This is a genomic window from Variovorax ureilyticus (assembly GCF_050632185.1).
In the GTDB taxonomy this organism is placed as follows: domain Bacteria; phylum Pseudomonadota; class Gammaproteobacteria; order Burkholderiales; family Burkholderiaceae_C; genus Variovorax; species Variovorax ureilyticus_A.
Genome location: NZ_CP192579.1, coordinates 3,581,321 through 3,607,387 on the forward strand (window position 1 = coordinate 3,581,321; position 26,067 = coordinate 3,607,387).

Below are 26,067 nucleotides of genomic sequence, written 5' to 3' on the forward strand. Positions count from 1 at the left end.
GCCGCATCCGGCATCGGTGGCTCTCGTTTAAGGAGCGTGGATTATTATGGTTCGATGAATTTTCCGCTCCGCCGATCCCGCCTCGCGGCGGCCGCATTTGCGGCACTTGTCGCCCTTGCCGCGCAGGCCCAGACAGACCCGGCGGCACCCGCCGCCCCCACGAGCCCCACGCCGATCATCGAGCCCGCCGAACCTGCGGCCACCCCGGCAGCGACCGCAGCCGAGGCCGACAAGCCGGCGGTGCAGCCTTCTGCGATGACCGCCGATCTCTTCTATGAAGTGCTGATGGGCGAACTCAACGCGCGCGGCGGCGACCCTGGCGGCGGCTACAGCCTGATTCTCGATGCGGCACGCCGTTCGCGCGACGACAAGCTGTTCCAGCGCGCGGTCGAGATCGCATTGCAGTCGCGCTCCGGCGATGCGGCGCTCGCCGCGGCCCGGGCGTGGAAGGAGACCATTCCGGCATCGCGCGATGCGCGGCGCTTCGAGCTCCAGATCCTGATCGCGCTGAACCGCATCGGCGAAACGGTCGAGCCGCTTCGCGCGGAGATCGCGGCCACTCCGCAGGTCGAGCGGCCCTTCCTGATGGCAGTGATCGCGCGCAACTACAGCCGCGCGACCGACAAGAAGCTTGCCGCTTCTGTCGTCGAACAGGCGCTCGCCGACGAGCTCAAGAACCCCGCCACCGGCGGTGCGGCGTGGGGGACCGTGGGCCGGCTCAAGCTTGCAGCCGGCGACAACGCCGGCGCTCTCGAAGCGGCGATCAAGGGCCAGGAGATGGACCCGTCTTCAGAGGGACCCGCACTGCTCGCACTGGAGCTGATGGACCCCTCGCAACCGCAGGCGGAACCGATCGTCAAGCGTTACCTCGAGGGTCCGAAGGCACAACCTGAAATGCGCATCGCCTACGCGCGCGTGCTGGTCGAAGGGCGCCGCTACGCCGATGCGACCGCGGAGCTCTCGAAACTCACGGCAGCCAAGCCCGAACTGCCGGACCCCTGGCTGCTGCTCGGCAGCCTCCAGGCACAGGCACACCAGGACGCAGCGGCAGAGGCATCTCTGCGCAAGTACATGTCGCTCGCCGAAACGCAGCGCAACCAGGACGCCAAGGAACGAGGCTTGAGCCAGGCCTACCTGCTGATGGCGCAGCTATCCGAACGGCGCAAGGATTTCGCGGCTGCCGACAGTTGGCTGGCGCGCATCGACAACTCCGACGACCTGCTCGCCGCGCAGGTCCGCCGGGCTTCGCTGCTGGCTCGGCAAGGCAAGCTGGCGCAGGCCCGGGAACTCGTCCGCAGCCTACCCGAGCGTACGCCCGACGAGAAGCGGGAGAAGTTCCTCGCCGAGGTCCAGCTGCTGCGCGACGCCAAGCAGTACCAGGCTGCCTACGACATGCTGGGCCAGGCGAGCGCCGCCGCCCCCACCGACACGGATCTCATCTACGACCAGGCCATGGTCGCCGAGAAACTGAACCACCTCGATGACATGGAGCGCCTCCTGCGCCGGTTGATCGAACTCAAGCCCGACAACCAGAACGCCTACAACGCGCTCGGCTATTCGTTCGCGGATCGCAAGGTGCGCCTCGAAGAGGCCAGGACGCTGATCCAGAAGGCCGTGCAGCTCGCGCCGGACGACCCCTTCATCGCCGACAGCCTCGGCTGGGTCGAGTTCCGTCTCGGCAACACGAGCGAGGCCATGCGCATCCTCGAAGACGCCTACAAGCGCCGACCCGACCCCGAGATCGGCGCGCATCTCGGCGAAGTCCTGTGGACCGCGGGCCAGCGCGACCGGGCGCTCAGCATCTGGAAGGAGGCCAACCTCGCCGATGCCGACAACGAGACGTTGCAGGAAACGCTCAAGCGCCTGCGCGTGAAGCTTTGATCCGGCGAGCCCTGCTGCTGTCGGCTTGCGTCGGCGCGCTGGCGGTCGCCGGCTGCGCGACTCCGGGCACGTCGAAGCAAGCCGGACCGGGCGAGATCGAAGCATGGAGCGGACGGCTCTCGCTGCGGATCGATAGCCAGCCCGCCCAGACCTTTTCGGCGCTGTTCGAACTGCGCGGCGCACCGCAGGCCGGCGAGCTCACGCTCACGACCCCGATCGGCAACACGCTCGCGCAGCTTCACTGGTCGCCGGGTGAGGCCTTGCTCAGGAACGGCAGCGAAACGCGGCGATACGACTCGGTCGATGCGCTGGTCGAGGCGGCCACCGGCGCGGCGATCCCGGTCGCAGCCCTCTTCGGCTGGCTCGCCGGCCGCGAAGACCACGTGCCCGGCTGGCGTCCGGACCTGTCCCAGATCGGAGCCGGCAAGCTGCAGGCAACGCGCGAATCGCCGGAACCGCGCGCCGACCTTCGCATCGTGTTTGAACGCGCATGAAGGCCATTTACGACCTCCCCGCACCGGCCAAGCTCAATCTCTTCCTGCACATCACCGGCCGACGTGCGGACGGCTACCACCTGCTGCAGTCAGTGTTCATGCTGATCGACTGGAGCGATACGCTGCATTTCGAACGCCGGGATGACGGCCGGATCACGCGCGAGGACCTGACCGCGCCGCTGCCCGCGGACGATCTCGTCGTGCGCGCCGCGCGGGCGCTGCAGGGCTTCACCCGGACCACACAGGGCGCGCACATCGGCGTTGCCAAGCAGGTCCCGGCACAGGCCGGAATGGGCGGAGGCTCCTCCGACGCCGCGACCTGCCTGCTGGCACTGAACCGGCTCTGGGGCCTGAATCTGCCGCTTGCGAAACTCGAGCAGATCGGTCTCGCCTTAGGCGCGGACGTGCCGTTTTTCCTGCGTGGACACAATGCATGGGTCGAGGGAATCGGCGAGGAAATCACACCGATTTCCCTGCCGCAAGGGCACTTCGCCGTGGTCAAGCCGGACCAAGGCATCGACACGCGAGATATTTTTTCAGCGCCGGACCTGCAACGCGCCACTCCCGCTGCTATACTCTCTGGCTTTGCTGCATACAGCGAAGCGGAAGCAGACAGTTTTCGCTTTGACTTCGGTCATAACGACCTGCAGCCGGTAGCACAGAGACTCTGTCCCGCGGTTACCCAAGCCATCGATTGGCTGGGTCATCAAGGGTTGGATGGACGCATGACCGGCTCTGGAAGTTCGGTGTTCGCGGCAATGCGGCATGATGCAGAATTGGCCGAGGCCCCTCCGGGCTGGCAGGTTCGCAAGTGCAGCAATCTGGCAGTCCATCCTCTGGTGGGGTGGGCGGTCTAGAAAAATCAGAGCGCTCTGCGGTCTGATGCGACATATATCGGTGAGTGGCATTGGCCATTGACCTGTGTAGGGGAGTCGCCAAGCTGGTTAAGGCACTGGATTTTGATTCCAGCATGCAAAGGTTCGAATCCTTTCTCCCCTGCCAAATCTTCATTCACAAGATTGTTGGCGGCTCCTCCAAAGGGCCATTTCGCATTGCCGGATGCACTTAGCCGGGACGCTCATGCAGGCTCATAACCCTGATTTCATGGTTTTCACCGGCAATGCCAATCCAGGGCTTGCCGCTGAGATTTCTCAGCACCTCGGTACTTCACTGGGCGCCGCACGTGTCGGCCGCTTCTCCGATGGGGAAGTCACCGTCGAGATCAACCAGAACGTCCGGGCGCGCGATGTGTTCGTCGTGCAGTCGACCTGTGCGCCGACCAACGAAAACCTCATGGAACTGCTCATCATGGTCGACGCGCTCAAGCGCGCTTCGGCCGAGCGCATCAGTGCCGTGATTCCCTATTTCGGCTACGCGCGGCAGGACCGTCGCCCGCGTTCCAGCCGGGTGCCGATCTCGGCCAAGGTGGTCGCCAACCTGCTTGAAACCGTGGGCGTCGCGCGTGTGCTGACCATGGACCTTCACGCCGACCAGATCCAGGGCTTCTTCGACATCCCGGTCGACAACATCTACGCCTCGCCGGTCCTTCTTGGCGATCTGCGCCAGAAGAACTACGAAGACCTGATCGTGGTGTCCCCCGACGTGGGCGGCGTGGTTCGTGCCCGCGCCCTCGCCAAGCAACTGAACTGCGACCTCGCGATCATCGACAAGCGCCGTCCGCGCGCCAACGTGAGCGAGGTCATGCACGTCATCGGCGAGATCGACGGCCGCAACTGCGTGATCATGGACGACATGATCGACACGGCCGGCACGCTGGTCAAAGCGGCCGAAGTGCTGAAGGAGCGCGGCGCCAAGAAGGTGTACGCCTACTGCACGCACCCGATCTTCTCAGGCCCGGCCATCGAGCGCATCGCCCAGGGCAACGCGCTTGACGAAGTGGTCGTCACCAACACGATCCCGCTGAGCCCCGGTGCAACGGGTTGCGCGAAGATTCGCCAGCTGTCCGTGGCGCCGCTGATCGCCGAGACGATCCAGCGCATCGCCAAGGGCGACTCGGTCATGAGTTTGTTCTCCGACCAGGAAAACCTCTTCTGAGGCCCTGGTCCGAGCAAAAGCCGGGCTTCCTTCGGGAAGCCCTTTTTAAACCGGAGTCGCACTGGTCGCGGTCGACTTCCACAGGAGTAAGTCATGAAATTCGTCGCTTTTGAGCGCGCCAAGCAGGGTACGGGTGCGAGCCGCCGTCTGCGCATCTCGGGCAAGACGCCCGGCATCGTCTACGGTGGTGAAGGCCAGCCCCAGTTGATCGAGCTCGATCACAACGCGCTGTGGCATGCCCTCAAGAAGGAAGCCTTCCACTCGTCGATCCTCGAGATGGAACTCGGCGGCCAGGTCTCGAAGGTCCTGCTGCGTGACGTGCAGTACCACCCGTTCCGGCCGCTCGTGCAGCACGTCGACTTCCAGCGCGTCGATGCCCGCACCCGCATGACCGTCAAGGTGCCGCTGCACTTCAAGGGCGAGGAAGAATCCACGGCCGTCAAGCTCGATCACAACCTCGTGAACCACGTGATGACCGAACTCGAAGTCAGCTGCCTGCCGGCCGACCTGCCCGAGTTCATCGAGGTCGACCTCTCCGGCCTGACCAAGAACGCGACGCTCACGGTCAAGGACATCAAGCTGCCGAAGGGCCTGAAGTTCATCAGCCACGGCAAGGGCAACCCGGTCGTGGTGTCCGCCGTGGCACCGCTGGTTGCGGAAGAAGCGCCGGCCGAAGGCGCTGCCGCCGAAGGCGCTCCGGCTGCTGCTGCAGCGCCCAAGGCAGACGCCAAGGCTCCCGCCAAGAAGAAGTAATTCGCGCATCCCCTGCGCATCCGATGGCCCGCCCCGTGCGGGCCATTTTGTTTTGGGGGATCGCCGAGCCAACATAATCCACGCATGATCAAGTTGTTCGTCGGCCTCGGAAATCCCGGTCCGGAATATGAAGCCACGCGGCACAACGCGGGCTTCTGGTGGATCGATGCGCTTGCGCGCGACCTGAAGCTCACGCTCACGGCAGAGCGCTCGTATCACGGCCTGGTGGCGCGCACGCAGGTGAACGGCAAGCCGCTCTGGCTGCTGGAGCCGCAGACCTTCATGAATGTCTCGGGCAAGTCGGTCGCCGCGCTGGCCCGCTTCTTCAAGATTGAGCCGAAAGAGATCCTGGTGGTGCACGACGAGCTCGACGTGGTGCCGGGCCAGGCCAAGCTGAAGCTGGGCGGCAGTCATGCGGGACACAACGGCCTGCGCGACATCCATGCGCAGCTGGGTACGGGGGACTACTGGCGCCTTCGTCTCGGAATCGGGCATCCGGGCGTGAAGTCCGAGGTGGTCAACTGGGTGCTGAAGAAGCCGCTCAAGGAGCAGAGGGAGGCGATCGACGACGCGATCGTCCGCACGCTGCATGCATTCCCGGCCCTCGTCGCCGGCGAGATGGACAAGGCGACCTTGCTCATCCACACAAGCAAGCCGCCACGCCCCAAACCACCGAGGCGAGAGCCCGACGGCGGGGGCGAACCCGCCGCGGGCTAGCGGAAGAGAGAGAAAGAAGGGAGAGACAAGAATGAAGCTGTCACACACAACAACAATCGCCGCACGACGCGCCGCCCTGCTCATGGCGACGTGCATCCCGTGGAGCGCCGTCGCGGCCGACGGCGGCGGCACCTGGCGTTGCGGCAATACCTATACCGATCAGCCCTGCAAGGGCGGCAGGCTGATCGATGTCGACGACCGCCGCGACGCCCGCCAGAAACGCGATGCCGACGACATCGTCCGCGACGCACACACGGCGGCCAGTCGCATGGAGGACGATCGCCGGCGACTCGAAGCAACGGGCGCACGCAACCAGCCGGTGGTGATCGACAACGCCCCGCGAAACGATGTCGATCGGCAGATGACCTCCGGCAAGGATTCGGCGGCGACACTGCGCAAGGGCCGGAAGGAAGTCCTCTATGCCAGCACGCAAACCGGCGACAGCGCTGCGCCAAAGAGGAAGAAATCGAAGAAGGCGGAAAAGAAGAAATCCGGCGACTAGCCGGATTCAGGACATCGAGGGGGCGCCCGCGGAACCCGCCTCGCCCGCTTGCTTGGCGGCCGTGAGCCGCTGGAACTTCTGCCACAGGGTTTCACGCGACTCGACGTGCGCCGGATTGACCGGAATGCACGCCACCGGGCAGATCTGCACGCACTGCGGCTCGTCGAAGTGGCCGACGCACTCGGTGCACTTGTGCGGATCGATCTCGTAGATCTCCTCGCCCATGGAGATCGCGTCGTTCGGGCACTCCGGCTCGCAGACATCGCAGTTGATGCATTCGTCGGTGATCATGAGAGCCATCGGGCGATTATCGACCCCGCGGCCGGCGCCCGCCGGGCACCGCCGGAAGCCCCCACAGCGCGTGCAAACGGCTCGGCCCCAGGCAAGCACGGGCACGGTCGTTGCGTAACTGCGGTTATGCTGCGCCCCGCCTTATGAGTTTGTTCCTGTTCAAGCGCTTCGTGACGCTGGTCGCAACATTGATCGGCGCTTCCATCATCGTTTTCCTCGTGCTCGAGATCCTTCCGGGCAACGCGGCTCAGATCCTGATGGGTCCGGATGCTGCCCCCGACGCGGTGGCGGCGCTCGCGGCCAAGCTCGGGCTCGACCAGCCTGCATGGAGCCGCTACTGGCACTGGATCGGCGGACTCCTCACCGGCAATCTCGGCGACAGCTACGCCTACAGCTCGCCGGTCATCGACCTCATCCTCGAACGCCTTGCGCTGACCATCCCGCTCGCGCTCCTGGCGATGACCTTCACGACCGTGCTCGCGCTACTGGTCGGCGTGACGGCCGCGGCGCGTCACAACAAGCTCGGCGACGTCGGACTCATGGGCCTCACCCAAGTGGGCATCGCGATCCCCAATTTCTGGTTCGCGATCCTCCTGATCCTGGTCTTCTCGGTGCAACTGCAGTGGTTCTCCGCCGGCGGGTTCGAGGGCTGGGACGAAGGCCTCCTTGCCGGGCTGAAGTCGCTGCTGCTCCCCGCGCTGTCGCTCGCGGTGGTGCAGGCCGCGATCCTGGCCCGCATCACGCGCTCGGCGGTGCTCGAGGTGATGCGCGAGGATTTCGTGCGCACCGCGCGGGCCAAGGGCGTGTCGCAGCGCGCCGTGCTCTGGCGCCATGTGCTGCGCAATGCACTGATCCCGGTCATCACGGTGATGGGCATGCAGTTCTCCGAGCTGCTCGCCGGGACGATCGTGGTCGAGAACGTGTTCTACCTCCCGGGCCTCGGCCGCCTGATCTTCCAGGCCATCAGCAACCGCGACCTGATCGTGGTGCGCAACTGCGTGATGCTGCTGGCGGCGATGGTGGTGATTGTCAATTTCGTCGTCGACGTGCTCTACGCCGTGATCGACCCCCGCATCAAGGCCCACGACATATGAGTGCCCTCCCCGCTGCGGTGCCCAGCGCCGCCGCCCTCCAGGTTCCCGGCTTCTGGCGGCGCGCGATGCACCACCGCAGCTTCGTCATCGGCGGTGTGCTCACGCTGCTGCTCGTGTTGGCCGCCATCGTGTCGCTGGTGTGGACGCCCTGGTCGCCGTACGAGATGGACATCGCGAGCAAGCTGCAGAAGCCCAGCGCGGCCCACTGGCTGGGCACGGACACCTTCGGGCGCGATGTGGCTTCGCTGCTGCTCGTCGGCGCGCGCGCATCGATTCTTGTCGGCGTCATCGCCGTCGGCATCGGCCTGACCGTCGGCACCGCGCTCGGCCTGCTGGCGGCGGCCCGCCGCGGATGGGTCGAGGAAGCGATCATGCGCTTCGCCGACTTCTCCATGGCCTTCCCCGCGATCCTGTCGGCCATCATGATGACCGCCGTCTTCGGCGCGGGCATCGTCAACGCGATCATCGCCATCGGCATCTACAACATCCCGACCTTCGCGCGCATCACGCGGGCCTCGGCCAACGCGATCTGGTCGCGCGAATACATCGCGGCGGCGCGCGCCTGCGGCAAGGGGTCGTTCGCGATCACCATGCAGCACGTGCTGCCGAACATCTCGGCGGTGCTGATCGTGCAGATCACCATCCGCTTCGCGATCGCGATCCTCGCCGAGGCTGCCCTCTCCTACCTGGGCCTGGGCACGCAGCCGCCGCAGCCTTCGTGGGGCCGCATGCTGAGCGAGGCGCAGACCATGATGTTCCAGGCGCCGCTGCTTGCGGTCTTTCCCGGCGTCGCCATCGCGCTCGCCGTGCTGGGCCTGAACCTTCTCGGCGACGGTCTCCGCGACCTTCTGGACCCGCGTCTCGCACGCGCACGCTGATCCTCCATGCCACTTCTCGAAGTCAAAGATCTCCACGTCCAACTCCAGACGCAGCGCGGGCCGGCCGAAGCGGTGCGCGGCATCGACTTCACGCTCGAGCGCGGCGAAACCCTCGGCATCGTCGGCGAATCCGGCTGCGGCAAGTCGATCACGGTGCAATCGCTGATGGGTCTTCTTCCCTCGACCGCCAAGGTCGGCGGCAGCATCCGCTTCGACGGGACCGAGCTCGTCGGCCTCCCGGAGCGCGAGATGTGCAAGATCCGCGGCGACCGCATCGGCATGATCTTCCAGGAGCCGATGACGGCGCTGAATCCCGTCCACACTGTCGCGCGGCAGGTCGGCGAACCGCTGCGGCTGCACCGCGGCCTCTCCGCCGCCCAGGCGCGCAAGGAAGTGCTCGCGCTGCTCGACCGTGTCGGCATCCCCGATGCCGCGTCGCGCCTCGATGCCTACCCGCACCAGTTCTCCGGCGGCCAGCGCCAGCGCATCGGCATCGCGATGGCCCTCGCTTGCGGCCCGGACCTGCTGATCGCCGACGAGCCGACCACCGCGCTGGACGTCACGATCCAGAAGCAGATCCTCGACCTGATCCGCGGCCTCGTCGCGGAGCGCGGCATGGCGCTGATCCTGATTTCGCACGACCTCGGCGTGATCGCGCAGAACGTCTCGAAGATGCTCGTGATGTACGGCGGCAGCGTGGTCGAGAGCGGCCCCACATCGTCCGTCTTCGCCGAACGCGCACACCCCTATACGCGCGGCCTGTTCGCGGCGCGGCCTGAACTCGGCACGCCACGCGGCGCGAGGTTGGCGACGATCAAGGGCAGCGTGCCCGAACTGGTCGACCTGCCGAAGGGGTGCCCGTTCGCGGGCCGTTGCCAATACACGATCGACGCCTGCAATGCGACGCGGCCTCCGCCAGTGCGGCTGTCGCACGATCATGTGGCGCGTTGCATCCGGCTTGACGAAATCGCCGCCGAGGAAGGGGTCGCCGCATGACGGAAACGCCGCCAGTCGCCCCCTTGCTCGAAGTCACGGACCTCGTGCGCCATTACTCGCTGCCGCGCGAGCGCCTCTTCGGCACGCCGCCGATGGTCAAGGCGCTCAATGGCGTGAGCTTCAGCGTCCGCCCCGGCCGCAGTCTCGGCATCGTCGGCGAATCGGGGTCCGGCAAATCGACCATCGCGCGGCTCGTGATGGCGCTCGACAAGCCGACCTCGGGCACCGTCAAGCTGCTCGGCGAAGACCTGCACGCCTTGCAGAGGGACGCGCTGCGCAAGGCCCGCCGCAATTTCCAGATGGTCTTCCAGGACCCTTACGGTTCACTCGATCCGCGCCAGACGGTCGAACGCATCGTGGCCGAACCGCTGGAAGCGCTCGGCGAAACCACGCGCGCAGAGCAGCGCGAACTCGCAGGCGAATCGCTGGCCGCGGTCGGCCTTCGCCTCGCCGACCTGCACAAGTACCCGCACGAGTTTTCCGGCGGGCAACGGCAGCGCATCGCGATCGCGCGCGCGCTCATCACGCGCCCGAGGCTCATCGTGGCCGACGAACCGGTGAGCGCGCTCGACGTCTCGGTGCAGGCGCAGGTGCTCAACCTGATGCAGGACCTGCAGCAGCAGTACGGCATCAGCTACCTGCTCATCAGCCACGACCTCGCGGTCGTGAACCACCTGTGCGACGAAGTCTGCGTGCTGCACCGCGGCCTCGTCGTCGAACGTGGCGAGCCGCAGCATCTGTTCGCACATGCGGCACATCCCTACACGCAGGCCCTGCTGGCCGCGGTGCCGCGCGCGGAACCGGTCGCGGCAGCATGAGCAAATACTTGCCGAGCCGGTTGCGGCCCGCCATGATGTAACGTTTGTTTCTTAACACCACAGCTTTCTCTGGAGCCCTGACACCATGTTGAAACGCCGCACCCTCCTGACCACCGCCGCACTCGCCACCGTGCCGCTTTCTCTGCCGCAGATGGCGCTGGCGCAAGGCCGCAAGGACTCGATGGTGATCGGCATGACGCTTGAACCAACCGGCGGCCTCGATCCGACCGCCAGCGCGGCATCCTCGATCGCGGAGATCGTCCACTACAACATCCTTGAGACGCTGACCAAGATCAACTCCGACGGTAGTGTCACGCCGCTGCTGGCCGAGAGCTGGGAGGTCTCGCCGGACCTGCGCACCTACACCTTCAAGCTGCGCCGCGGCGTCAAGTTCCAGAATGGAGAACCCTTCAACGCGCAGACGGTGAAGTTCTCGTTCGACCGCGCGGGCGCCGAGAAAAGCACCAACAAGGACAAGCGCACCTTCGCGAACATGAGCACCCAGGTGGTCGATGACTACACGGTGGTGCTCATCAACAAGGAGATCGACCCCGACCTGCCCTTCCTGCTCGGCCAGGCCACGGCGGCGATCGTCGAACCCAAGAGCGCGGACGCCAACGCCACCAAGCCCGTGGGCACCGGGCCCTACAAGCTCGACACCTGGAACAAGGGCAGTTCGCTCGTGGTGAGCAAGTGGGAAGGCTTCCGCAACCCTGGCTCAATCAAGCTCAACAAGGTCACGTTCCGCTTCATCTCCGACCCCGCCGCGCAAGCCGCGGCGATGCTGGCCGGCGACGTCGATGCCTTCCCTCGCATCGCGACCCGGGTGGTGCCGCAATTCAAGGCCAACCCGCAGTTCCAGGTGATCCTGAGCGGATCGCGCGCGAAGACGATCCTGTCGATCAACAACAAGCGCAAGCCGCTCGACGACGTGCGCGTTCGCCGCGCGATCTCCGCCGCGATCGATCGCAAGGCCGTGATCGAAGGCGCGGTCGACGGCTTCGGCGTGCCGATCGGCAGCCACTACGTGCCGGGTGCCCCCGGCTATGTCGACACCACCGGCGTCAACCCCTTCAACATCGAAAAAGCCAAGCAGCTGCTGGCCGAGGCCGGCGTGAAGACGCCTCTCGAGCTCACGATGACGCTGCCGCCGCCCCCTACGCCCGCCAGGGCGGCGAAGTGATCGCTGCCCAGCTGGCCAAGATCGGCATCAATGTGAAGATCCAGAACGTCGAATGGGCGCAATGGCTCAGCGGCACCTACGGCAACAAGGACTACGACCTCAGCATCGTCTCGCACGTCGAGCCCTTCGACCTCGGCAACTACGCCAAGCCGGACTACTACTGGCAGTACCAGTCGAAGGACTTCAACGCCGTGTACGACAAGATCAAGACGACTGGCAACACGGCCGAACGCAACAAGCTGCTCGGCGATGCGCAACGCATCCTGGCCAACGACGCGGCCAACGTCTTCCTGTTCCAGCCGCAATGGCCCACCGTCGCCAAGAAGGGCGTGAAGGGGCTGTGGAAGGACATGCCGATCTTCGTCAACGACCTGTCTGCGCTCTCGTGGTGAGCGGCCCCCTGAACGAGCTCGGCGCACGGGAACTGGCCGCCGCGTATCGCGAAGGAAGCCTGTCGCCGGTCGAGGTGACGCAGGCGGTGCTCGACCATGTCGCGCGCTGGGAACCGCATCTGCAGGCCACGTGGCTGCTGCGGCCCGAAGCCGCGCTCGAGCAGGCGCGCGCCTCGGAAGCTCGCTGGCGGCGCGGCGCGGCATACGGCCCGCTGGACGGCGTGCCCACCACCATCAAGGAGAACATCGCGACGCGCGGCGACCCGATGCCCGCAGGCACCGCCGCTGTGACCCTGCAACCCGCCGCCGCTGATGCACCGCCGGCCGCGCGGCTGAAGGAAGCCGGCGCGGTGATCTTCAGCAAGACCACGATGCCGGACTACGGCATGCTTTCTTCCGGCCTGTCGAGCTTCCACACGCTGGCGCGCAATCCGTGGGATCTGTCGAGGACACCCGGCGGCTCCAGCGCCGGCGCCGGTGCGGCAGCTGCGGCAGGCTACGGTCCGCTGCACGTCGGTACCGACATCGGCGGCTCGCTGCGCCTGCCTGCAGGCTGGTGCGGCATCTTCACGCTCAAGCCCAGCCTGGGGCGCATCCCGATCGATCCGCCCTACATGGGCCGCGCCGCCGGCCCGATGACGCGCAGCGTGGCCGATGCCGCGCTGATGATGCGGACGCTCGCGCAACCCGATGCACGCGACAGCATGAGTCTGCCCGCACAGGAAATCGACTGGGATGCTTTGGATGCCGCCGCCGACCACCTGCGTGGCCTTCGCATCGGTCTCTTGCTCGACGCCGGCTGCGGTCTTGCCGTCGAGCCCGAGATCCAGCAGGCCGTCGAGCACGCCGCGCAACGCTTCGAGCGCGCCGGCGCCATCATCGAACCGATGCAGCCCTTCATGTCGCAAGCCATGCTCGACGGCATGGACCACTTCTGGCGGATGCGTTCGCTGGTGGACATGAAGGCGCTGCGGCCCGAGCAGCGCGACAGGGTGCTGCCCTACATCCGCGCGTGGGCCGACAGCGCGGAAGGATTCAGCGGCGAATACGTCTTCCGCGCCTTCAGCCAGTTCCATGCGACGCGCCTCGCGGCCGTGGCCGCCTGCGCGAAGTACGACTACGTGATCTCGCCCACCGCGCCGAACATGCCGGCCGCGGCGGAGGCGCCCTCGCCCACCAACGACCCGCTGCGGCCGCTGGAGCACATCGGCTTCACCGTGCCGTTCAACATGTCGGAGCAACCCGCTGCGTCGATCAATTGCGGCTATGCGAAAAGCGGCCTGCCGATCGGCCTGCAGATTGCCGGAAAGCGCTTCGACGACCTCGGCGTGCTCAAGGTGTCGCGCGCTTTCGAGCTCATCCGCGAGCCGCAGAGGCCCTGGCCGCAGCCACCCGCGGCCTGAAGGCGCAGCGCGCGCAATGCGTGCAGCCACGTGGCAACATGGACGCTCTCCGATCCACGCCAGGAGCCGCCTTGAGTTCAGCGCCCCATCTGTCCGACAGCCTCGGCAATCCGCTCAGCCTCGATGACCCGACGAGCCTGCGCGCGGTCAATGACTTCGTCGAAGGCTTCATCTCGTGCGAAGCGCGCGCGGTGGACGTACTGGCCGCCGCGGACGACCCGAGCCCCATCGTGCAGGCCTATTGCGCGACGCTGCATCTTTTCGCGGAATCCGGCGATGCGGCCGCGAACGCGCGTCCCTTCATCGAACGTGCGCAGGCCGCGTCGGCCCGCGCGACCTCACGCGAACAACGCTACATCGCGGCCATCGCCGCATGGGCCGAAGGCGACATCACGCGCGCCATCGCGCTGCACGAAGAGCAGGCGAAGGAGCACCCGCGCGACCTTGCCTCGCTGAAGCTCGGCCAGTACCACTGCTTCAACGTCGGCGATTGCCCGGGCATGCTGCGTCTCGCGTTGACGGCCTTGCCGCATGCCGGCGATGTGCCCTACCTGCACGGCATGGCCGCGTTCGGCCAGGAGCAATGCCATCGGATGCGCGACGCCGAAGCCAGTGCACGCCGCGCGATCGCGATGGAGCGCAAGGAGCCCTGGGCGCACCACGCGCTCGCCCATGTCATGCTCACTGAAGGCCGCCTCGCGGAGGGCCTCGATTTCATGCAGGGCATGAGCGATACATGGGTCGCACTCAACTCCTTCATGGTCACGCACAACTGGTGGCATGTCGCGCTGTTCCTGATCGACCTGGGACGTGAATCGGAGGCGCTGGCCGTCTATGACGAGCACGTGTGGGGCGTGGTCAAGGAATACTCGCAGGACCAGATCGGTGCGGTGTCGCTGCTGGCGCGCTTCGAATTGGCGGGCATCGACGTGGGCGATCGCTGGCAGGACGTGGGCCGCTATCTTGCGCACCGGCTCGATGACCATGTGCTGCCTTTTCTCGACCTGCAGTACCTCTACGGCCTTGCCCGCGCCGGGCGGCCGGAGGCGGATGCGCTGCTGCAGCACATCGAAGACTTTGCGCCGAATGCGCCTCGCTCGACGCGCAACGCATGGCAGCGCGTGTGCGTGCCGGCCGCGCACGGATTGCTCGCGCATGCGCGCGGGGACCCCGCGACGGCGATCGAGGAACTGGGGCAGGCCTTGCCGCGCCTCATCGAGATCGGCGGCAGCCACGCGCAGCGCGATCTCTTCGAGCAGGTCTATCTCGACGCGCTCGTGCGCAAAGGCACCGCCGGCTCGCTCGCCGGCGCGCAGGGCATCCTGCAACAGCAGGTCAACCGCCAGCCTGAATCGCTGCGGCTGCTGCGGCAGGCGGCGGCGGTCTACGCCCGTCTCGGCCTGCCCGCCTGAACTCAGCCCTTCGCGACCTCGTGCGCAGCCATCAGCTCGAGCGCCTTCACCAGCGCCGAGTGGTCGAGCTGGTCCCATCCGTGGGCGGCACAGGACTGCATGAGCTGCGCGGCCGAAGCGGTCTGCGGCAGCGCCACCGACATGGCCTTCGCGCCCGCCAGCGCAAGATTCAGGTCCTTCTGGTGCAGGCCGATGCGGAAGCCCGGATTGAAGATGCGCTTGATCATGCGCTCGCCATGCACCTCGAGGATGCGGCTGGCCGCGAAGCCACCCATGAGCGCCTGCCGGACCTTGGCCGGATCGGCGCCGGCCTTGCTCGCGAAGAGCAATGCTTCGCCGACCGCCGCGATGTTGAGCGCCACGATGATCTGGTTCGCCACCTTGGTGGTCTGTCCGTCGCCATTGCCGCCGACGAGCGTGATGTTCTTGCCCATCTTCTCGAACAGCGGCCCGGCGCGCTCGAACACCGCTTCGTCGCCGCCGACCATGATCGTGAGGCTCGCGGCCTTGGCGCCGACCTCGCCGCCGGAGACCGGCGCGTCGAGGTAGTCGCAGCCGAGTTCGTTGATCTTTTTCGCGAAGCGCTTGGTGTCGATGGGCGAGATCGAGCTCATGTCGATCACCGTCTTGCCCTTCGAGAGGCCCGAGGCCACGCCGTCCTCGCCGAAGAGGACCTGCTCGACGTCGGGCGTGTCGGGCAGCATCAGGATCACGACGTCCGCCGCGCGCGCCACCTCGGCGTTGCTCGCGCAAGCGGTCGCGGCCTTGAGTACCTCGGGAACCTTGCTGCGCGTGCGCACGAACATCTCGTGGCCCGCCTGCAGGAGGTTGTGCGCCATCGGCGCGCCCATGATGCCGAGTCCGATGAATCCGATCTTCATGATCAATGGTCCTTTCAGTAAGAAGTCGAGCCCGCGGCCGGCTGCGCGGCGCGCATCTTCGCGAGCACCTGCTGCGAGCCCGCGGCCATGAGACGTGCATCCGAGCTCACGGTGACGAACTGGAAGCCCTTGGCGATGCGTGCGAGTGCGCCTTCGGGCGTTCCGTTGTGGATGCCGGCCACGAGTCCATGCGCCTTGGCGCGTTCCAGGATGTGGTCGATGGCCTGCTGGACGGGCGGATCGACATCGTCAAAGACCGGCCTGCAGCCCAGTGCGAGCGAAAGGTCCGACGGCCCGATGTACACCGCATCGAGGCCCTCCACCGACATGATCGCGTCGAGGTTCTCGAGCGCCTGCGCCGTCTCGATCATCGCGAAGGTGACGATGGTGTCGTTTGCGTGCTGCGGGTAATCGGCGCCGCCATAGAGCAACGCGCGCACCGGGCCGAAGCTGCGTGTGCCGCGCGGTGCGTAGTGCGTGTAGGCGACGAGCCGCGCGGCTTCGTCGGCCGTGTTGATCATCGGACAGATGACGCCGTAGGCGCCGGCGTCGAGCGCCTTCATGAGCGCAGCCGGGTCGAGCCAGGGCACGCGCACAACCGGCACCGTGTCGGTGGTGGAGATGGCCTGCAGCATCGGAATCATCGATTGGTAGTCGACGACGCCGTGCTGCAGGTCGATGGTGAGTGAATCCCAGCCCTGGTGAGCCATCGTCTCGGCCGAGAAGCCGCTGGGAATCGCGAGCCAGCCATTGACTGCGGCGCCCCCGATTTCCAGAGTGTCCGCAGGCGGTTTTCTCTCATGTCGTCTCCTTGTCGTGTCGTCGAGCGCTCGGCAGGCTCAGCGATCGAAGGCGGGCCGCTTGGGGTCGAACTTCCAGCCGGGGATCAGGCACTGCATCGCCACCGCATCATCGCGCGAACCGAGGCCGTGCTGCTTGTAAAGCTGATGCGCCTTCTCGACTTCGGCCATGTCGAGCTCGACGCCGAGGCCCGGTTTCTCCGGCACCTGCACCATGCCGCCGTCGATGCGCAAAGGGTCCTTGGTCAGCCGCTGGCCGTCCTGCCAGATCCAGTGGGTGTCGATGGCGGTCACGCGGCCCGGCGCGGCCGCGCCGACGTGGGTGAACATCGCGAGCGACACGTCGAAGTGATTGTTGGAGTGCGAGCCCCAGGTGAGCCCCCAGTCGCGGCAGGTCTGCGCGACGCGCACCGAGCCGGCCATGGTCCAGAAGTGCGGATCGGCCAGTGGGATGTCCACGGACTGCAGCGAGAGCGCATGCGCCATCTGCCGCCAGTCGGTGGCGATCATGTTGGTCGCGGTCGGCAGGCCGGTGGCACGGCGGAATTCGGCCATCACTTCACGGCCGGAGAAGCCGTCTTCTGCGCCGCAAGGGTCCTCGGCATAGGCGACCACGCCGCGCATGCGATGGCCGAGCCGGATCGCATCCTTGAGCAGCCAACCGCCGTTCGGATCGAGCGTGACGCGCGCCTCGGGGAAACGCTCGTGCAACGCGACGATGGCGTCCACTTCCTCGTCGCCACGCAGCACGCCGCCCTTGAGCTTGAAATCGTTGAAGCCGTAGCGCTCGCGCGCCGCTTCGGCCAGGCGGACGATCGCTTCGGGCGTCATCGCCTTCTCGTGGCGCAGGCGGAACCAGTCGTTGTCGGCCTCGGGCTCGCGTGCATAGGGCAGATCGGACTTGTCTCGATCGCCGACGAAGAAGAGATAGCCCAGCATCTCGACAGCATCGCGCTGCTGGCCCTCGCCAAGCAGCGCAGCCACCGGCACACCGAGGTGCTGGCCGAGCAGATCGAGCATCGCGGACTCGATCGCGGTCACCGCATGGATGGTGGTGCGCAGGTCGAAGGTCTGCAGCCCGCGGCCGCCGGCATCGCGGTCGGCGAACTTCTTCTGCACGCGCTGCAGCACGCCCTGACACGTGCCGATGCTCTGGCCGACGACGAGGTCGCGCGCGTCCTCGAGCGTCTGCCGGATCTTCTCGCCGCCGGGCACTTCGCCCACGCCGGTACAGCCGGCGCTGTCGGTCAGGATCAGCAGGTTGCGGGTGAAGAACGGGCCGTGCGCGCCGCTGAGATTCAGCAGCATGCTGTCGCGCCCCGCGACGGGAATCACCCGCAATTCGGTGATCTTGGGCGTGGAGTTGGACATGGTCGGGACTCTCAAAAAGGTCAATCAAGGGCCGCACAGCAGGCCCGTTCGCAGGCACCCGCGGAACCGGCTCCGCCGGGCCGCCGGGTGCGCCCCTTGAGGGGGTGCAGAGCGACACGAAGTGCGCGAGGCTGGGGGTCGGCTCAATCAATAGTTATCTTGCCGGTCTCGATCACGTTCTTCCAGCGGGCGTATTCCTGCTGCTGGAAGGCCGCGAACTGCGCCGGCGTGTTGCCGACGACTTCGAGACCGATCGCGGTGAACTGGCTCTTCACCGTCGGGTCGTTGAGGGCCGCAACCATCGCACTATGCGCCTTGTCGCGGACCGCGGCAGGCAGGCCCTTGGGCGCGACGATGGCTTGCCACGAGTAGACGTCGACGTTCTTCACGCCCGCCTCGGCGATGGTCGGCACATCCGGCAGAACCGGCGAACGCTTGTCGCCGGTGACCGCGAGCGCCTTGAGCTTGCCGCCCTTGATGTACTGCACCACCGCATTGACGTTCTGGAACGACGCATCGACCTGTCCACCCAGCAGATCGGTGATGGCGGGCGCTCCGCCCTTGTAAGGCACGTGCAGGCCGTGCGTTCCGGTCTGCTGCCAGAAGAGCTCGGCGGTGAGGTGGTCGCTCGAGCCGTTGCCGGACGAGGCAAAGCTCATCTTGCCGGGATTCGCTTTCAGGTTCGCAATGACGTCGGCCACCGACTTGTGTGGCGAGCCGGCCGGGACCACCAGCACATTCGGCGCCTGCACGGCCACGGTGATGAGATCGAAGTCCTTCAGCGCGTCGTACTGCAGGCCCTTGATGAGATGCGGCGCGATCACCAGCGGGCCGAGCGACGTGACGAGAAACGTGTAGCCGTCCGCGGGCGAGCGCTTGACCTGCGTCGCGCCGATCGTGCCGGTCGCGCCGGCCTTGTTGTCGACGATGAAGCTCTGGCCCAGCTTTTCGCCGAGCTTGGGACTGATCGCGCGGGCGACCATGTCGGTCGAACCGCCGGCCGGGAACGGAACGATGATGCTCACCGTCTTCTGCGGCCAGTCCTGTGCGTGGGCACCGGCGGCAGCCGTGAGAGCCACGGCGCACGCGGCAAGCAATTTCCTGAAGCTCATGGGTTGTGTCTCTTTCGATGGTAGCGCTATCTTTGGTGCGCGAATGATAGCGCTACCGAGTGATTCGGCAACAGATTCCGATCCTAGGGTTTACGCGAATCAGGCGCTGTCGCGCACGGCGATCGAGAAGCCGATGTCGACCACGCGCTGGTCGATCCGGCGCCCTTCCGCGCGCTCGACGATGAACTGCGCGGCCTGGCGGCCGATGGCCGCGCCGTCGATGTGGACCGTGGTCAGCGCGGGCTGGAGATCGGCCGCGAATTCGAGATCGCCGAAGCCGACGACCGAGAGCTGGCCGGGCACGGCGATCCCGCGCGCCTGTGCTTCGATCATCACGCCGAGCGCCAGCAGATCAGAGCTGCAGAACACCGCATCGATGGTCGGATGCTCCTTCAGCAGTTCGGACAGCGCGGCCCGGCCGCTCTTGAGCGTCGTGGGCGCCGGCACGCGCTTGATCGGCACTTCGGGCAGGCCCATTGCGCGCGCCGCCTCGCTGAAGGCACCGTGGCGCCTGCGGGAACGCTCATCGTCGCCCGCGACGACCGCGAGATGACGGTGCCCTTTTCCGCGCAGGAATTCAGCCACCTTGCGCCCCACCTCGACATGCGAAAAGCCCACCAGCATGTCCAGCGGCGTCGGCGTGAGATCCCAGGTCTCGACCACCGGAATGCCCGCCGCCAGCAGCCGCTTGCGCCCCTCGGGCGAATGCATGATGCCGGTGAGCACGATGCCGTCGGGCCGGCGGCCGATGATGGCTTCGAGCAGCGCATCCTCGCGCGAATCCACATAGCCGCTCTGGCCCAGCATCAACTGGTAGCCCCGTTCCGCGAGTGCCTCGGTCAGCGATTGAACCGTCTGCAGGAACACCGGCCCGGCGATCGTGGGCACCACCGCCGCGACGAGGCGGCTTCGCGTCGACGCCAATCCGCCGGCCAGCACGTTGCGCACATAGCCGGTTCGGTTGACCGCCTCGGTAACCTTCCTGAGCACCTCGGCCGACACCTGCGAGGGCGAGCTCAGCGCGCGCGACGCGGTGATCGGCGCCACGCCAGCGAGCTTCGCGACATCGTGCAGGGTGACCGCGCCGCTGCCACGGCGGGAACGTCGGACGGGGGCGGCTGCGCCATCTTTGCTCATGCGTGCGATTCTAGGGCGCTGATAGCGCTACCGAGCACCTGCCGCCGCGGCTACTTCTTCAGGTGCCGGCGCTGGTCGTAGGTCGGCTGCGCCGGCAGGCCCTCCAGGTGCCGCGTGTCGGCCCAATCGACGATCTCGATGCGATCGGGCGCGGAGGCATCGCCCAAGCGGATGCGGTTGAAACCGGCATTGGGGATCTGGCTCTGGCGCGGGCCGTTCAGCCCCAGACCCCGGGCGGTGCGCCAGACCATGTCGAGCACCCCGCCGTGGGTCACAACCAGCACGGTCTGCCCCGGGTGCGCAGTGGCGATGTCGCCGAGCGCATCCATGATCCGCGCGTGGAACTGCCGCGCGGACTCGCCTTCGGGCATCGCGTGGTCTTCACGGAACTGCAACCAGTCCTCCCAAGCGCGCGGGTGCAGGCTCTGGATCTCCTCGGCGCGCATGCCTTCGACGACGCCGAAGTTCTGCTCGCGCAGCGTGACCGAAGTGGCGATCGCCAGCTCGAGCTGCTGCGCCGCCGGCGCGGCGGTCTGCTGCGCGCGCATGAGGTCGCTGCTGACGAGATGCTGCACGGCCTCCTGCGCCAACCGCTGACCGAGCCTGCGAGCCTGCGCGTGGCCCATGTCGTTGAGGGGTACATCGATGTGGCCCTGGAAACGGAGTTCACGGTTCCAGTCGGTTTCGCCGTGGCGGATCAGGATGAGTTCGGTGGGCATTGCCGCCTATTGTCCGCGCACGGGGTGACGTCGCGACGTCCGCACGCAATCGCGGAGAATTCGCGCATGCCAAGTCTTGTCCTGCTGCCCGGCCTCGCCTGCGACGAGCGCCTGTGGGAAGCGCAGCGTCCCGCCCTGCCCTCAACGCTCGATGTTCGAGTCACCGATGTCCACATGCGCCACGACCGCATCGAGGCGATGGCGACCGCACTGCTCGCCGAGCATCCCGGACCGCTGATTCTGTGCGGCGCATCGATGGGGGGCATGATCGCGATGGAAGCGGCACGGCAGGCGCCCGAGCGCGTCGTGGGACTGGCCCTGCTCGGCACCAACGCACGCCCCGAAACGCCGGAGATGTACGAGTTGCGCGAATCGGCCATCGAGCTGTTCGAGCGCGGCGAGGCGCGCGACGTGATCGAGCTCAACGCGGGCTTCGCGTTCCATCCGGCGCAGGCGCGCGACGATGCGCTGATCCGGCGCTACGTCGATCTGATCCTCGACGCGGGCGCGACGCAGTTGATCCGCCAGAACCGCGCGCTCATGAAGCGGCCCGACGCGCGGCCTCACCTCTCGCGCCTGCGTTGCCCGACGCTCGTGCTGTGCGGCGATGGCGACCGGCTCACGCCGCCCGAGTGCTCGCGGGAAATCGCATCGCTGATACCGCATGCGGAACTCGTCTGGGTCGCCGAGTGCGGCCACATGCTGACGATGGAGAAGCCGGCGTTCGTCAACGCGACGCTCGGCCCCTGGTTGAAGCGGGTCGTCGCGAACGCCTGACAGAATCGCTCACGATGTGCGCCGGACCGCTCAGGCCGGCGCAAGCCACCCCATCGACACCAGGCCTTGTGCGAGATGCGCGAGATAGCGCTTCTGCGCGTCCCACGCCGCGAGCGCCTCGGCGGCATCGACCACCCGGAAACGCAGGCGGCCATCGAGCGGCGCGTGCGCCAGTTTCCAGAGATCGGCACGGATCACCACGCCGATGCGCGGATAGCCACCGATGGTTTGCGCATCGCCCAAGAGAATGATCGGCTGGCCCGAGGGCGGCACCTGGATCGTCCCTGGAATCACGCCTGACGAGAGCATGTCCCCGCCGCCGCCGCGCTTGCGCTTGAGTTCGGGGCCGTCGAGCCGGCTGCCCATGCGGTTGCTCTGCGGGCTGACGCGCCATGCATCGCGCCAGAGCTGTTCGCGCGACGCGACGGTGAAGAGCTCGAACTCGGGGCCGGGAAGCATGCGAAGCTCGATCGCGCCATCGGCCGGATCGGCTTGCCACAGTGGCATCCGCCCGCCGAACGGGCGAGACGCCAATTGCGCGGCGGTGAGTGCGGGTGCGCCGCAGAGCAGCGTGTCACCAGCCTTGAGGGCCCGGCCTTCGTGACCGCCGAAGCCGGCTTTCAGGTCGGTGCTGCGCGAACCAAGAATCATCGGCACGTCGATGCCGCCCGCAACCGCCAGCCAGGTGCGAATGCCTGCCTTTCCGCCGGGCCGGTTGGCGCGTCCGAACTTGAGGATCTGCCCCGCGTGCACCGGCAGGCTCCAGCCCGGCCACACGGGCTTGCCGTCGAGCCGGGCGCCGAAATCGTCGCCGGCCCATGCGATGCGCGTCGGCGCCTCGAAGCGCAATTCGCAGCCACCCATGGTGATCTCCAGCCCCGCCGCGCCATCGGGGTTGCCGACCAGGCGGTTCGCCAGCACCAGCGCGAGCGTGTCGAGTGCCCCGCCCGGGCAAATGCCGAGCTGCCGATGGCCGTGCCGGCCCAGGTCCTGCACCGAAGCCAGCATGCCCGGGCGCAAGACCGTGAACGCGGCGGTCATCAGAGCTCCACCCTTTCCGCGACGAAGCGAACGTGGTCGCCGGGACGCAGCAGCGTAGGCGCCTCGGCAAGCGGATCGAACAGGGACACGGACGTCCGACCGATCAGGTTCCAGCCGCCCGGCGAGACCACCGGATAGACGCCGGTCTGCTCGCCGCCGATGCCCACCGAACCCGCGGGCACGGCGACGCGCGGCGCGACCCGACGCGGCGTGGCGAGTTCCGGCGCGAGCCCGCCCATGAAGGCGAAGCCCGGCAGGAAGCCGAGCAGGTAGACAACGTAGTCGCCCCCGCTGTGCAACCGGACGACCTCCGCCGGCGCGAGGCCCGTGTGCGCCGCCACGTCGGCCAGATCGGGGCCCGATTCGCCGCCATAGACCACGGGGATCTCGATGCGCCGTCCTTCGATGGTCACCGCCGCGAGCTGCGGCCACGCGGAAAGCACCTGCATCTCGAGCTCGCCGCCATCGATCTCTTCGGGATCGAAGAGCAGGCTCAGGTTGTTCATGCCGGGCAGCACCTCGCGCACGCCGCGCCACTGCATCGCTTCGGCCGCCAGGGCCCAGATCTGCTGCTGCTGCGCGAGCGTCGCCGGCGGCGGCAGCTCGCACACCAGGGCTGCCTCGCCGAGGGGATGCAGGCGAGGCTGCGCGGAAACGCTCATTTGGCCTCCACGCTCGGCACTGCTGCGTCCTCGCTGCCCCCCGAGGGGTGTGAGCCTGCTTGGGGCGGCCCGGCGCGGCGCTCATTCGCGCCCGAGGTTGCGCACTTTGGCGAGCAGGGCCTCCTGCACCTTCGGCGAGACGAACTTGTCGACCTCACCGCCCAGCATCGCGATCTCGCGCACGAAGGTGCTGGAGATGAACTGGTACTTGTCGCTGGGCGTGAGGAACACCGTCTCGACTTCCGGCATCAGCGAACGGTTCATGCCCGCGAGCTGGAATTCGTAGTCGAAGTCGGTCACCGCGCGCAGGCCGCGCACCATCGCCTTGCCGCCGCGCGCGACGACGAAGTCGCGCAAAAGCCCCGAGAAGCTCTCGACGGTGACCTGGTCGCTGTACGCGGCCACCGCATTGCGGGCCATGTCGATGCGCTCCTGCAACGTGAAAAGCGCCTTCTTGTGATGGCCCGCGGCGACGGCGACGATGACCTTGGAGAAAAGCTGGGTCGCGCGCCGCACCACGTCTTCGTGGCCGAGCGTCATAGGATCGAATGTGCCGGGATATACCGCGATCACGTTGCTGGTCATGGTTGCTCCTCTCATGCAGCCGCTCGCGGCCCTGTAATGCGGCGGATTATGCAGCCGCGTCCGCGGCGCGCTGAAGAAGGTGCGCGTGCACCGCGCCGGCCCTGAAGTGCCGGTACACGACGAGGCCCAGCGGGGACAATTCCTGCTCGTCCCATTGCCGCGCGGCTTCGAGGTAGATCACGCCGTCCGGGCGCAGCGCACGTGCGGCTGCGCTCAATGCAGGCGCGTAGAGGGCCGCGTTGTCGAACGGCGGATCGAGGAAGACCGCATGAAGGCTGCCGGCGGGTATGCGCTCGAGCGCAATGACGCCATTGCCGCGCTCGACGCGCACCGCTTCAGCGGAGAGCTTGGCCTTGAGCGCCTGCAGTTGTGCGACCAGCGCAGCGTCCTGCTCGCACAGCAGCACCGATTCGGCGCCGCGCGAGGCGGCTTCCAGTCCGAGCGCGCCGGTGCCGGCAAAGGCGTCGACGCATCGCCAGCCGGGCAGCTCGCCACCGCCGGCGCCTGCGAGGCTGGCCAGCCAGTTGAAGAGGGTTTCACGAACCCGGTCGGGCGTGGGGCGAAGACCGGCCTTGTCGGCAACTGCGAGGCGGGTTCGCTTCCATTGTCCGCCGATGATGCGGACGAAATGCGGCGCCTTGGACGAGGCCGCAGGAGAAGGCGATCGGGCGGGAACGGATTTTCGGGGCGCTGGTTTCACGCCCAAAGCTTAACGGCATCGACGGCGCGAATCGCGCCTGCGCCCTCAGGGCTGCCTGGCCCCGACGATGACCGTCACCATGCGATCCGGCTGCAGCTTGCGCGCGAACGCCGCCTTGACGTCGGCCACCGTGACTGCGTTCATGCGGGCCGTCCAGGTTTCCAGGTAGTCGAGCGGCAGGTCGTACCAGGCGATGTTCGCGACGTTGCCGAGCAGCTTGCGGTTGCTGTCCAGCAGCAGCGGAAAGCCGCCGATGAGGTTGTCCTTCGCGGCCTTGAGCTCGGCTTCCGTCGGCCCGTCGGCGACGAACTTCGCCAGCACTTCGCGCGAGACCTTGACCGCTTCCTCGGTCTGATCCGGCCGCGTCTGGAACCCGATTCGGAACGCGCCCGCCTGAAGCCCCGGCGAAAAGCCGCTGTAGATGCTGTAGGTCAGCCCGCGCTTCTCGCGCACCTGCTCCGTGAGCCGCGAGACGAAGCCACCGCCGCCGAGCACGTAGTTGCCGAGGTTCAGCGCGAAGTGATCCGGATCGGACCGACGGTAGCCCGGCTGGCCGATGAGCACGTGCGCCTGCGCCGAATCGAAGGGAATGCGTTGCTCCTTCGCGGCCGCGAGCGGCTCGACCTCGGGCACCGCGGGCAGCTCGGGGCAGGACGCCGAGGACGGCAGGCGCGACAACAGCGTCTTCGCGATGTCTTCCGCCTGCGGGCGGGTCACGGCGCCGACGATGCTGATCTTGGCGCGGCAGGGCAGGATGAGTTGCTCGTAGCGCTTGCGCATCGTCGCCACGTCGATCTGCGCGAGCGTCGCCTCGGTCGTCTCGACGCCATAGGGATGCGTGCCGTAGACCGCCTGTGCGAACGCGCGCTCGGTGACGGTGGCGGGCTTGGTGTTGGCTTCCTTGATCGCCGCGTTGAGCACTTCGCGCTCGCGCTTCCACACGTCTTCAGGAAAGGCCGGCTCGCCGATCTGGCGCGCGGCGAGCCGCACCGCCTTGTCGAGCAGCGCCGGCCGGGCGAGCGTGCGCAGCGTGAAGCTCGTGCGCTCGCCGCCGGCGCCGACGTCGAAGTTCGCGCCGAGATCGGCCCAGGCTTCGCCGAGCGCGTTCTCGTCCATCGCTGGATCGCTGCCGCTCGCGCGGATGCCCTTCTCGACCATCGCGGCGGTCGCGCCGGCCAGCCCGGCCTGCGCCGCCGGGTCGCGACGCGAACCGGCATCGAAATCCGCCTGCACATCGACGATCGGCAAGGCGTTGGTGGCGGCGAGGTAGATGCTGGCGCCGTTCGCCAGTGTCCAGTGCTGGATCGGAATGGCGGCCTGGGCGCTCGCGCCGATCAGCAACGCGCCGCCAAGGAAGAAGCCGCGAAGGCCGCTTGTCGGGAACTTGAACATGGGTCTTGGGCCTTCCATCAA

General features: G+C 67.2%; 25 protein-coding genes, 1 tRNA gene and 2 pseudogenes. 16 read left to right on the top strand and 12 right to left on the bottom strand.

The window, feature by feature from the left end; translation table 11 throughout:
• Nucleotides 1-54: 54 nt before the first annotated feature.
• From ACQ858_RS17645 to ACQ858_RS17680, 8 genes are all read left to right on the top strand, one after another.
• On the top strand, nucleotides 55-1,881 hold the full coding sequence (locus tag ACQ858_RS17645) for a tetratricopeptide repeat protein (protein WP_431273920.1): 1,827 nt from the start codon (nucleotides 55-57) through the stop codon (nucleotides 1,879-1,881).
• Nucleotides 1,878-2,375 carry a lipoprotein insertase outer membrane protein LolB gene (locus ACQ858_RS17650; protein ID WP_431273921.1) on the top strand — a complete coding sequence of 166 codons (498 nt, stop codon included), beginning with the start codon at nucleotides 1,878-1,880 and terminating at the stop codon, nucleotides 2,373-2,375. The genes ACQ858_RS17645 and ACQ858_RS17650 overlap by 4 nt, the downstream gene beginning before the upstream one ends.
• Nucleotides 2,372-3,232 (top strand): 4-(cytidine 5'-diphospho)-2-C-methyl-D-erythritol kinase, encoded by an 861-nt coding sequence (gene ispE / locus ACQ858_RS17655; protein ID WP_431273922.1) that lies wholly within the window; start codon nucleotides 2,372-2,374, stop codon nucleotides 3,230-3,232. The genes ACQ858_RS17650 and ispE overlap by 4 nt, the downstream gene beginning before the upstream one ends.
• A gap of 68 nt (nucleotides 3,233-3,300) precedes the next feature.
• Nucleotides 3,301-3,377, top strand: a tRNA-Gln gene (locus ACQ858_RS17660).
• A 78-nt stretch (nucleotides 3,378-3,455) separates the two neighbouring features.
• Nucleotides 3,456-4,430: a ribose-phosphate pyrophosphokinase gene (locus ACQ858_RS17665; RefSeq protein WP_431273923.1), complete on the top strand. Its 975-nt coding sequence runs from the start codon at nucleotides 3,456-3,458 to the stop codon at nucleotides 4,428-4,430.
• Nucleotides 4,431-4,523: 93 nt separating this feature from the next.
• Nucleotides 4,524-5,183 carry a 50S ribosomal protein L25/general stress protein Ctc gene (locus ACQ858_RS17670; RefSeq protein WP_431273924.1) on the top strand — a complete coding sequence of 220 codons (660 nt, stop codon included), beginning with the start codon at nucleotides 4,524-4,526 and terminating at the stop codon, nucleotides 5,181-5,183.
• 84 nt (nucleotides 5,184-5,267) lie between these two features.
• Nucleotides 5,268-5,900, top strand: coding sequence for an aminoacyl-tRNA hydrolase (gene pth, locus ACQ858_RS17675; protein WP_431273925.1), 633 nt, complete (start codon nucleotides 5,268-5,270; stop codon nucleotides 5,898-5,900).
• A gap of 82 nt (nucleotides 5,901-5,982) precedes the next feature.
• Nucleotides 5,983-6,402, top strand: a complete 420-nt coding sequence (locus ACQ858_RS17680; RefSeq protein WP_431273926.1) for a hypothetical protein — start codon at nucleotides 5,983-5,985, stop codon at nucleotides 6,400-6,402.
• A gap of 6 nt (nucleotides 6,403-6,408) precedes the next feature.
• Here the strand turns inward: ACQ858_RS17680 and ACQ858_RS17685 are convergent, their stop codons facing one another.
• Nucleotides 6,409-6,702 carry a YfhL family 4Fe-4S dicluster ferredoxin gene (locus tag ACQ858_RS17685; protein ID WP_431273927.1) on the bottom strand — a complete coding sequence of 98 codons (294 nt, stop codon included), beginning with the start codon at nucleotides 6,700-6,702 and terminating at the stop codon, nucleotides 6,409-6,411.
• A gap of 134 nt (nucleotides 6,703-6,836) precedes the next feature.
• On the opposite strand from ACQ858_RS17685, the gene ACQ858_RS17690 reads away from it, so the two are divergent.
• The 7 genes and pseudogenes from ACQ858_RS17690 to ACQ858_RS17720 all read left to right on the top strand — a co-directional run bounded on the left by ACQ858_RS17690 (nucleotide 6,837) and on the right by ACQ858_RS17720 (nucleotide 14,869).
• Complete coding sequence (locus ACQ858_RS17690; RefSeq protein WP_431273928.1) at nucleotides 6,837-7,787, top strand: ABC transporter permease; 951 nt, start codon at nucleotides 6,837-6,839, stop codon at nucleotides 7,785-7,787.
• Nucleotides 7,784-8,665 (top strand): ABC transporter permease, encoded by an 882-nt coding sequence (locus tag ACQ858_RS17695; protein WP_431273929.1) that lies wholly within the window; start codon nucleotides 7,784-7,786, stop codon nucleotides 8,663-8,665. Before ACQ858_RS17690 ends, ACQ858_RS17695 begins: the two co-directional genes overlap by 4 nt.
• Before the next feature lie 6 nt (nucleotides 8,666-8,671).
• Nucleotides 8,672-9,661: an ABC transporter ATP-binding protein gene (locus ACQ858_RS17700; RefSeq protein ID WP_431273930.1), complete on the top strand. Its 990-nt coding sequence runs from the start codon at nucleotides 8,672-8,674 to the stop codon at nucleotides 9,659-9,661.
• On the top strand, nucleotides 9,658-10,479 hold the full coding sequence (locus ACQ858_RS17705) for an ATP-binding cassette domain-containing protein (protein WP_431273931.1): 822 nt from the start codon (nucleotides 9,658-9,660) through the stop codon (nucleotides 10,477-10,479). Before ACQ858_RS17700 ends, ACQ858_RS17705 begins: the two co-directional genes overlap by 4 nt.
• An 85-nt stretch (nucleotides 10,480-10,564) precedes the next feature.
• Nucleotides 10,565-12,054 (top strand): annotated as a pseudogene (locus ACQ858_RS17710) (ABC transporter substrate-binding protein).
• Nucleotides 12,051-13,457: an amidase gene (locus tag ACQ858_RS17715; RefSeq protein WP_431273932.1), complete on the top strand. Its 1,407-nt coding sequence runs from the start codon at nucleotides 12,051-12,053 to the stop codon at nucleotides 13,455-13,457. The pseudogene ACQ858_RS17710 and the gene ACQ858_RS17715 overlap by 4 nt, the downstream one beginning before the upstream one ends.
• 38 nt (nucleotides 13,458-13,495) lie before the next feature.
• Nucleotides 13,496-14,869, top strand: coding sequence for a tetratricopeptide repeat protein (locus ACQ858_RS17720; RefSeq protein WP_431273933.1), 1,374 nt, complete (start codon nucleotides 13,496-13,498; stop codon nucleotides 14,867-14,869).
• 2 nt (nucleotides 14,870-14,871) lie between these two features.
• Here ACQ858_RS17720 and glxR read toward each other — a convergent pair whose 3' ends face one another.
• From glxR to ACQ858_RS17750, 6 genes and pseudogenes are all read right to left on the bottom strand, one after another.
• Nucleotides 14,872-15,750 carry a 2-hydroxy-3-oxopropionate reductase gene (gene glxR / locus ACQ858_RS17725; RefSeq protein WP_431273934.1) on the bottom strand — a complete coding sequence of 293 codons (879 nt, stop codon included), beginning with the start codon at nucleotides 15,748-15,750 and terminating at the stop codon, nucleotides 14,872-14,874.
• Between the two features lie 14 nt (nucleotides 15,751-15,764).
• A pseudogene (locus ACQ858_RS17730) lies at nucleotides 15,765-16,552 on the bottom strand (HpcH/HpaI aldolase family protein).
• Between the two features lie 37 nt (nucleotides 16,553-16,589).
• Nucleotides 16,590-17,921, bottom strand: coding sequence for a glucarate dehydratase (gene gudD, locus ACQ858_RS17735; RefSeq protein WP_431273935.1), 1,332 nt, complete (start codon nucleotides 17,919-17,921; stop codon nucleotides 16,590-16,592).
• Nucleotides 17,922-18,064: 143 nt separating this feature from the next.
• Nucleotides 18,065-19,033, bottom strand: coding sequence for a Bug family tripartite tricarboxylate transporter substrate binding protein (locus ACQ858_RS17740; protein ID WP_431273936.1), 969 nt, complete (start codon nucleotides 19,031-19,033; stop codon nucleotides 18,065-18,067).
• Nucleotides 19,034-19,132: 99 nt separating this feature from the next.
• A complete protein-coding gene (locus ACQ858_RS17745; protein WP_431273937.1) occupies nucleotides 19,133-20,170 on the bottom strand; it encodes a LacI family DNA-binding transcriptional regulator in 1,038 nt (345 codons plus the stop codon).
• 50 nt (nucleotides 20,171-20,220) lie between these two features.
• Nucleotides 20,221-20,889, bottom strand: a complete 669-nt coding sequence (locus ACQ858_RS17750) for a histidine phosphatase family protein (protein WP_431273938.1) — start codon at nucleotides 20,887-20,889, stop codon at nucleotides 20,221-20,223.
• Between the two features lie 66 nt (nucleotides 20,890-20,955).
• Between ACQ858_RS17750 and ACQ858_RS17755 the strand changes: the two genes are divergently transcribed.
• A complete protein-coding gene (locus tag ACQ858_RS17755) occupies nucleotides 20,956-21,666 on the top strand; it encodes an alpha/beta fold hydrolase (protein ID WP_431273939.1) in 711 nt (236 codons plus the stop codon).
• Between the two features lie 30 nt (nucleotides 21,667-21,696).
• On the opposite strand, the gene ACQ858_RS17760 is transcribed toward ACQ858_RS17755, so the two are convergent.
• From ACQ858_RS17760 to ACQ858_RS17780, 5 genes are all read right to left on the bottom strand, one after another.
• On the bottom strand, nucleotides 21,697-22,707 hold the full coding sequence (locus ACQ858_RS17760; RefSeq protein ID WP_431273940.1) for a biotin-dependent carboxyltransferase family protein: 1,011 nt from the start codon (nucleotides 22,705-22,707) through the stop codon (nucleotides 21,697-21,699).
• Nucleotides 22,707-23,369: a 5-oxoprolinase subunit PxpB gene (gene pxpB, locus ACQ858_RS17765; protein ID WP_431273941.1), complete on the bottom strand. Its 663-nt coding sequence runs from the start codon at nucleotides 23,367-23,369 to the stop codon at nucleotides 22,707-22,709. Before pxpB ends, ACQ858_RS17760 begins: the two co-directional genes overlap by 1 nt.
• An 81-nt stretch (nucleotides 23,370-23,450) precedes the next feature.
• Complete coding sequence (coaD, locus tag ACQ858_RS17770; protein ID WP_431273942.1) at nucleotides 23,451-23,954, bottom strand: pantetheine-phosphate adenylyltransferase; 504 nt, start codon at nucleotides 23,952-23,954, stop codon at nucleotides 23,451-23,453.
• Nucleotides 23,955-24,000: 46 nt separating this feature from the next.
• A complete protein-coding gene (locus ACQ858_RS17775) occupies nucleotides 24,001-24,654 on the bottom strand; it encodes an RsmD family RNA methyltransferase (protein WP_431273943.1) in 654 nt (217 codons plus the stop codon).
• 45 nt (nucleotides 24,655-24,699) lie between these two features.
• Nucleotides 24,700-26,046 (bottom strand): M16 family metallopeptidase, encoded by a 1,347-nt coding sequence (locus ACQ858_RS17780; protein ID WP_431273944.1) that lies wholly within the window; start codon nucleotides 26,044-26,046, stop codon nucleotides 24,700-24,702.
• Between the last annotated feature and the right edge of the window lie 21 nt (nucleotides 26,047-26,067).

Coding starts and splice junctions, on each gene's coding strand:
- ACQ858_RS17645 (WP_431273920.1), top strand. CDS start 55: ATGAATTTTCCGCTCCGCCGATCCCGCCTCGCGGCGGCCGCATTTGCG.
- ispE (WP_431273922.1), top strand. CDS start 2,372: ATGAAGGCCATTTACGACCTCCCCGCACCGGCCAAGCTCAATCTCTTC.
- ACQ858_RS17665 (WP_431273923.1), top strand. CDS start 3,456: ATGCAGGCTCATAACCCTGATTTCATGGTTTTCACCGGCAATGCCAAT.
- ACQ858_RS17670 (WP_431273924.1), top strand. CDS start 4,524: ATGAAATTCGTCGCTTTTGAGCGCGCCAAGCAGGGTACGGGTGCGAGC.
- pth (WP_431273925.1), top strand. CDS start 5,268: ATGATCAAGTTGTTCGTCGGCCTCGGAAATCCCGGTCCGGAATATGAA.
- ACQ858_RS17680 (WP_431273926.1), top strand. CDS start 5,983: ATGGCGACGTGCATCCCGTGGAGCGCCGTCGCGGCCGACGGCGGCGGC.
- ACQ858_RS17685 (WP_431273927.1), bottom strand. CDS start 6,702: ATGGCTCTCATGATCACCGACGAATGCATCAACTGCGATGTCTGCGAG.
- ACQ858_RS17690 (WP_431273928.1), top strand. CDS start 6,837: ATGAGTTTGTTCCTGTTCAAGCGCTTCGTGACGCTGGTCGCAACATTG.
- ACQ858_RS17695 (WP_431273929.1), top strand. CDS start 7,784: ATGAGTGCCCTCCCCGCTGCGGTGCCCAGCGCCGCCGCCCTCCAGGTT.
- ACQ858_RS17700 (WP_431273930.1), top strand. CDS start 8,672: ATGCCACTTCTCGAAGTCAAAGATCTCCACGTCCAACTCCAGACGCAG.
- ACQ858_RS17705 (WP_431273931.1), top strand. CDS start 9,658: ATGACGGAAACGCCGCCAGTCGCCCCCTTGCTCGAAGTCACGGACCTC.
- ACQ858_RS17720 (WP_431273933.1), top strand. CDS start 13,496: ATGGACGCTCTCCGATCCACGCCAGGAGCCGCCTTGAGTTCAGCGCCC.
- glxR (WP_431273934.1), bottom strand. CDS start 15,750: ATGAAGATCGGATTCATCGGACTCGGCATCATGGGCGCGCCGATGGCG.
- gudD (WP_431273935.1), bottom strand. CDS start 17,921: ATGTCCAACTCCACGCCCAAGATCACCGAATTGCGGGTGATTCCCGTC.
- ACQ858_RS17740 (WP_431273936.1), bottom strand. CDS start 19,033: ATGAGCTTCAGGAAATTGCTTGCCGCGTGCGCCGTGGCTCTCACGGCT.
- ACQ858_RS17745 (WP_431273937.1), bottom strand. CDS start 20,170: ATGAGCAAAGATGGCGCAGCCGCCCCCGTCCGACGTTCCCGCCGTGGC.
- ACQ858_RS17750 (WP_431273938.1), bottom strand. CDS start 20,889: ATGCCCACCGAACTCATCCTGATCCGCCACGGCGAAACCGACTGGAAC.
- ACQ858_RS17755 (WP_431273939.1), top strand. CDS start 20,956: ATGCCAAGTCTTGTCCTGCTGCCCGGCCTCGCCTGCGACGAGCGCCTG.
- ACQ858_RS17760 (WP_431273940.1), bottom strand. CDS start 22,707: ATGACCGCCGCGTTCACGGTCTTGCGCCCGGGCATGCTGGCTTCGGTG.
- pxpB (WP_431273941.1), bottom strand. CDS start 23,369: ATGAGCGTTTCCGCGCAGCCTCGCCTGCATCCCCTCGGCGAGGCAGCC.
- coaD (WP_431273942.1), bottom strand. CDS start 23,954: ATGACCAGCAACGTGATCGCGGTATATCCCGGCACATTCGATCCTATG.
- ACQ858_RS17780 (WP_431273944.1), bottom strand. CDS start 26,046: ATGTTCAAGTTCCCGACAAGCGGCCTTCGCGGCTTCTTCCTTGGCGGC.